Origin of the sequence: Shewanella sp., assembly GCF_013214165.1 — a bacterium.
Classification (GTDB): Bacteria; Pseudomonadota; Gammaproteobacteria; order Enterobacterales; family Shewanellaceae; genus Shewanella.
This window is the reverse complement of record NZ_JABSSM010000139.1, coordinates 1-5,594: the sequence shown is the minus strand read 5'-3', so window position 1 is coordinate 5,594 and position 5,594 is coordinate 1. Positions and strand designations below refer to the sequence as shown.

6 protein-coding genes are annotated in these 5,594 nt (G+C 45.3%); 4 read left to right on the top strand and 2 right to left on the bottom strand.

Annotation, left to right across the window (positions count from 1 at the left end):
• Positions 1–678: 678 nt before the first annotated feature.
• On the bottom strand, positions 679–1,068 hold the full coding sequence (locus HRU42_RS20330) for a DUF3301 domain-containing protein (RefSeq protein ID WP_295033823.1): 390 nt from the start codon (positions 1,066–1,068) through the stop codon (positions 679–681).
• Positions 1,065–2,078 (bottom strand): DUF3549 family protein, encoded by a 1,014-nt coding sequence (locus tag HRU42_RS20325; RefSeq protein ID WP_295033821.1) that lies wholly within the window; start codon positions 2,076–2,078, stop codon positions 1,065–1,067. The genes HRU42_RS20330 and HRU42_RS20325 overlap by 4 nt, the downstream gene beginning before the upstream one ends.
• A 163-nt stretch (positions 2,079–2,241) precedes the next feature.
• On the opposite strand from HRU42_RS20325, the gene HRU42_RS20320 reads away from it, so the two are divergent.
• From HRU42_RS20320 to HRU42_RS20305, 4 genes are all read left to right on the top strand, one after another.
• Positions 2,242–2,562 carry a YqcC family protein gene (locus HRU42_RS20320; RefSeq protein ID WP_295033819.1) on the top strand — a complete coding sequence of 107 codons (321 nt, stop codon included), beginning with the start codon at positions 2,242–2,244 and terminating at the stop codon, positions 2,560–2,562.
• A gap of 22 nt (positions 2,563–2,584) precedes the next feature.
• A complete protein-coding gene (gene truC, locus HRU42_RS20315) occupies positions 2,585–3,403 on the top strand; it encodes a tRNA pseudouridine(65) synthase TruC (RefSeq protein WP_295033825.1) in 819 nt (272 codons plus the stop codon).
• A gap of 282 nt (positions 3,404–3,685) precedes the next feature.
• Positions 3,686–4,150 (top strand): flavodoxin, encoded by a 465-nt coding sequence (locus HRU42_RS20310; RefSeq protein ID WP_295033817.1) that lies wholly within the window; start codon positions 3,686–3,688, stop codon positions 4,148–4,150.
• On the top strand, positions 4,102–5,571 hold the full coding sequence (locus HRU42_RS20305; protein WP_295033815.1) for a PTS transporter subunit EIIC: 1,470 nt from the start codon (positions 4,102–4,104) through the stop codon (positions 5,569–5,571). Before HRU42_RS20310 ends, HRU42_RS20305 begins: the two co-directional genes overlap by 49 nt.
• Positions 5,572–5,594: the final 23 nt, after the last annotated feature.

The following is a 5,594-nucleotide window of genomic DNA, read 5'->3' as shown; positions in this document are numbered from 1 at the left end:
CTGATGAGTATTTAAACATTATTAGTATCAAGATCCTCTAAAATTTAACTCGTACAAGGAAATGTATGAAGTGATCAGGAAGATTGTATACACGGAATGTACTGAAAGGAATCGACAAGGAGGCTTTTAGGGACCCGCTCAAGGATTGAGTCAGCTCGATTAATGGATTATCGAGTAAATGGATTATCGAGTAAATGGATAGGTAATACGGATATACAGGGATGGATCTTAGGGACACGCTCAAGGATTGAGTCGGCTCGGTTAATGGATTATCGAGTAAATGGAGCAGTATACGGATATAAGTACGGATATACAGGGATGGATTTTAGGGACACGCTCAAGGATTGAGTCCGCTCGGTTAATGGACTATCGAGTAAATGGAGCAGTATACGGATATAAGTACGGATATACAGGGATGGATTTTAGGGACACGCTCAAGGATTGAGTCGGCTCGGTTAATGGACTACCGGGTAAATGGAGCAGTCACAGTGGGTATTTATATTCACTGTACAGGGAAATAACAGGACGTTACAGGGATGATGCAGGGAGCATATTGAACGCATGGATGGTGCAGGGAGCACAATAAATAGCAGGATTGCTTAACAAAAGAGACAAAAAAGCGCGGCTTCTAGGAGGCGCGCTTTTTCTTTTTATATTAGTTTTACTAGTCTTACAGCCTTACTTGCACTTACCTGTATTACAGCTGCCTCGAGAGCCACAACTACCGCCTACAGAGCCGCGAGATTCTGGTGCATCGAGCCATTCAGGTTCAGGGAAAATTGGCCACTTAACCTTGTGTACTTTTTTCCCATGCATCCATATCTCAGCTTTATATTGATTCATACCATCGGTACTAAACTCAAGCAGGTATTTTGCCTTCCATGTGAGCCCACTGCTGCCACCTATACTGGGTCTAGCGGACTCCATTGCAATGGCAAGCAGTTGCACCTTTTGTTTGTTGCATTCTCTCTGGGCAAATAGTCGACTAATTTCAGCCATCTGTCTCAATTGCCAAAAAAATGCAGCAACAACGACGAGTGCAACGAAAAGTAAAAAATCTGTCATCATGATTTTATGACCTTAAATAATCCACCAATTGCGGATGCTAATTGTGGGCTTCGATTTGGATTACGCAATTCAGTGAGGATCTGTGTTCGCAAGCTTGGTATTGCCACAATATCGGCAAAAATTTGATTGAAAAAATGTTGTTCTTGGCCTGCCAGAGCTTCTAAGAAAATAGTGCGGCTTTGAGCATGATTGAGCACAGTCCAATTTCTGCCTGCTATGGTGATCAAGGCTTCTGCATCGAGTATACCTTGCTCTTGGAGATGTGAAACCGCTTGCTGGGTTAATTCTTGATCCGATGCCAGAGCACGTAAAAAATACAGCTTATTTTGCTTATCGGTACTGAGCAGTTGTTCAAATACTCTGTCGGCTAGGCTCTTTTCAAGCGTAAGATGCTCTAAACATTGGCACAGGGCAATCTGAACTTCAATTGAGCTGTAGTCAAAGCTATTGATTAGCTGCTGGAGGTGATCGAGTTCTTTGGCTCTCACACAGATATCGGCAATCCCTTGTAGACCGACTTGTTGCCATTTATCGGCTGAGACTTGTCCGCTGAGGTATTGGTACGCATACTCATATTGAGAAGAGGCCTTACCATTGAGCTGCTTTCTCACCAGAGCATTAAACAGTGCCAGCTTTTCTGCCGACGGTGTAAAAGCGAAAGGGTGATTCGCGAGCTTCTGCTGCTCCGCCTCAGTTAACTCTTTAGTTGGATCTCGGCCTAAAGCCTCTATGATCATCTTGATGAACTGGGTTCTGGGTGCGGGTGAAAGCAGGCCGCGTTCATCTAATGCTAATTTTAGAAACCAGATATAATGTTGCTGGCTCGCATCCCAAAATACGATGGCAAACTGGGCATGCCCCTGAATGGGATAGGGATAAGGTGATGCCAGATTCTCGAATTGGTGAAACGCCATCATATCTATGCTCTGCACTCTTCTGCCCATATCATAGACTTGAAACTGAGTATTTGCTGTCGATAAAAATTGGCTAAGGGTGGTGATTTCTGTCATTTTTCTGCCGTAATACTGAGAACCGTGATGTAATGGCGTCTAGTATAGGGTGAAGTGGCTTCAGATGGTATTATACCGAGCCGATTAAATAAGCTGGCATCAAATTAGAGAAGCAGACAGGGTTCGGCTTAAGGCCTGCTTACGCTAAAAATAAGGTGACTATGTGTTGTATATCAAAACGACTCAAAAGCTACGAGAGTTAGAACAAGAATTGAAACGCCGCTCTCTATGGAGTCAGGAAGCGCCCTCGGTAGAAGCCATGGCCGATACCTCACCTTTTAGCTGTGAGGCCATGCCTTTCGAAAGCTGGGTGCAGTTTATTTTTATTCCTAAAATGCGCGCCTTGATTGCCAATAGGCAAGTGTTACCTAATAACATAGCCATCGCACCTATGGCACATCATGTGTGGAATGATGTAAATGAGCGGCACACACTCATTATGATTTTTGATGATTTGGATAAATTTCTCAGTGAACCAAGATAAAGAAGACAAACAAGTGAGTGATATGACTCAGTTGCAACAAGTAGAAGATCATCTTGTTGGCGAAGAGTCAATCGAAGCAGCGCCTCCTGAGATTGAAATTTTATTTGAAGATGACGACATCGTTGCGATTCATAAACCTGCGGGCTTACTCGTTCATCGATCCTATTTGGCTCGTCGGGAACGATTCTTTGCGATGCAATTGACTCGAGATAAAGTCGGTTGTCATGTTTTTCCCGTTCATCGGCTCGACAGGCCAACCTCTGGGGTGTTGTTATTTGCTAAGAGCAGTGAAATGGCCAATGCATTATGTGAGCAATTTGCCGATAAGAGCATTGAAAAACATTATCTCGCCATAGTGCGTGGCAATATGCATGAAGCGGCTACCTTAGATTATCCATTGAAAGTAGAGCTCGATGATTTGGGTGATAAGGGGGTCGCTGCCAATAAACCGGCTCAAGATGCGATGACCAGTTATCAGCCTTTGTTAAATACTGAGATCCCTTTTTCTTCTGGTCGTTATGCTTCCAGTCGTTATGCGCTGGTGAAGTTAATTCCTCATACGGGGCGTAAACATCAGCTGAGACGGCATATGGCGCATCTTAGACACCCAATCCTTGGTGATACAACCCATGGCGATGGTAAGCAGAATAAGTTTTTCAGGGAACATTTTTCGGTGAACAGGCTTTGGCTTATTGCTAAGCAGCTCACTTTTAATCATCCCAGGACGGGAGAGCGTATGGTTATCGAAACTGAGCTAGAACGGCAATGGCTCGACCTATTCAAGGGGTTAGGCTGGGACGAAGAGACCTTGGCATCAGACTCTTCATACCTGATAGCTTAGCCTGCCTTATCAACAGGGATCACAAGCTCATCCGACGTGGGCTGAGCATGTTCTTGAATTTGTTCAACAAGGTCAAAAGGAATGTAGTTGCTCGTATGTTGAGAGGTGAAATAACGCATACGCCTGATATGAGCAGAGCGGTGAACATGCTTTATGTGCTTGCGTCTACTGGAGTGGTGCATCTTAAGGCCCTTGAAGATTCAGCCTAATAAGTTGGCATGAAGCTATCAATAAAGTATGTTTGAAGTATAAAACTAATTTAAACGCGGGGCTAACTGAAACATGAAAAAAGTGAATTTGGTTTTTGGGACTGTCTATGGCAATGCGCAGTTTGTCGCAGAGACCCTGTTTGGAGTGCTTAAGGAAGAAGGGAGGCAGGTGTCGCTCTTGATGCATGAACAATTGGACGGCTTTGTCCCACCACAAGATGAGCTGTTATTGGTGATTTGTTCCACCACGGGTCAAGGGGATGTGCCTGAAGATATACAGCCATGGTTTGAACATTTAAAATCTACAGCGCCATACATGCCCCAATTGAAATACGGGGTGATAGCCTTAGGCGATTCCAGCTATGAGACCTTTTGTGGCGCTGGGGTCAAGTTTGATGAACTGCTCACAGAATGTGGTGCTAAACGTATCGGTGACATGCTGAAAATCGATGCATGTGAAACAATGGAACCTGAGGTAGAAGCGAAGGCATGGCTGCAAAGTTGGAACGCATTAAACGATACGGAAATGGTTGCCTAAGATATATTAGTCAGCATTGGTTTAAATTTGCGCAGAGGTTGAGTCAAGCGCTGTTAATTCCGATTGCCATTTTGCCCGCTGCTGGGGTGATGATAGGCTTGGCATCCAATCCTCTGCCATTTATTCCTGACGCCATTTCCTTGGTCATGCTTGCCGTGGGGAAGCTCATCTTCACCATGATGCCCATGTTATTTGCCGTCGCCGTATCCATCGGGTTTTGTAAGGATCAAGGGATAGCCGCATTTACCGCGGTTTTTGGCTTTGGGGTCTATCTTTCAAGCTTGGCTGCACTAGCCGAGGTCTATGGTATATCGACCCGTATGCTATGGGGGATTGATACCATAGACACAGGCATTGCTGGCGGCATGCTAGTCGGGGCTGTGACTTGTCTCGCCGTTAAACAGAGCGAAAATGTGCGCTTTCCTGCGGTATTTTCTTTCTTTGAAGGCAGGAGAAGCGCTCCGCTATTGATGATCCCTCTGTGTATCGCACTCTCATATCTACTCATCCATATCTGGCCTAGCTTATCGCTGCAAATAGAGCGATTTTCGGATTGGGTTGTATACCAAAAGCCAGCACAAGCGTTTGCGCTCTATGGCACCGTGGAGCGGTTACTTATCCCATTGGGTCTGCATCATATATGGAATGCACCATTTTATTTGGAGATGGGACAATTTGTGAAAGACGGAGAGGTTATCAGGGGGGAGGTTGCCAGGTACCTTGCTGGCGATCCTTTGGCCGGTAATTTAGCCGGAGGCTATCTGATTAAAATGTGGGGGCTGCCAGCCGCTGCTATTGCTATCTGGCGATGTGCAGATAAGACTCAGAGAAATCGTGTCGCAGGCATTATGATCTCAGCCGCTTCAGCCAGCTGGTTAACGGGGGTGACCGAGCCCATAGAGTTTGCCTTTATGTTTGTCGCTCCCTTGCTATTTTTACTGCATGCGTTAATGACAGGGCTGGCATATGCGGTTTGTATCTCATTGGATATTCATCACAGTCTGGTATTTTCACATGGCTTGGTCGATTTTACTCTCTTGTTTAATAACTCAAAAAATAGTGAATGGTTTCTGATTTTAGGTCCGATCACAGCATTGATTTATTATGTAGTCTTTCGGGGCTCTATCTTACTCTTCAATCTTAAAACCCCTGGGCGGATGGAAGCGGAGCAGCAGCCGAAGGCGAGCCTAACAAGCATCATTAACGCGCTGGGCGGTGCAGATAATATCTTAGATCTCAATGCATGCCTGACTCGGCTCAGGATCAGCGTAAAGCAACCGGATTTAGTCGATAAACTCAGATTAGAGCAGCTCGGCGCCAAGGGGGTCGTGATCGTTGGCAAGGGTATACAGCTCGTTTACGGCACCAAAGCGGAAAGCCTACGTAGATTATTACAGCGATATATGGATACTCGCGCTTGATCTCCTCGATAGTCTGTTGAAAT

What these genes read in the sequence shown, in the direction of transcription:
- HRU42_RS20330 (WP_295033823.1), bottom strand. Translation starts at nt 1,068, where the DNA reads ATGATGACAGATTTTTTACTTTTCGTTGCACTCGTCGTTGTTGCTGCA.
- HRU42_RS20325 (WP_295033821.1), bottom strand. Translation starts at nt 2,078, where the DNA reads ATGACAGAAATCACCACCCTTAGCCAATTTTTATCGACAGCAAATACT.
- truC (WP_295033825.1), top strand. Translation starts at nt 2,585, where the DNA reads ATGACTCAGTTGCAACAAGTAGAAGATCATCTTGTTGGCGAAGAGTCA.
- HRU42_RS20310 (WP_295033817.1), top strand. Translation starts at nt 3,686, where the DNA reads ATGAAAAAAGTGAATTTGGTTTTTGGGACTGTCTATGGCAATGCGCAG.
- HRU42_RS20305 (WP_295033815.1), top strand. Translation starts at nt 4,102, where the DNA reads ATGGCTGCAAAGTTGGAACGCATTAAACGATACGGAAATGGTTGCCTA.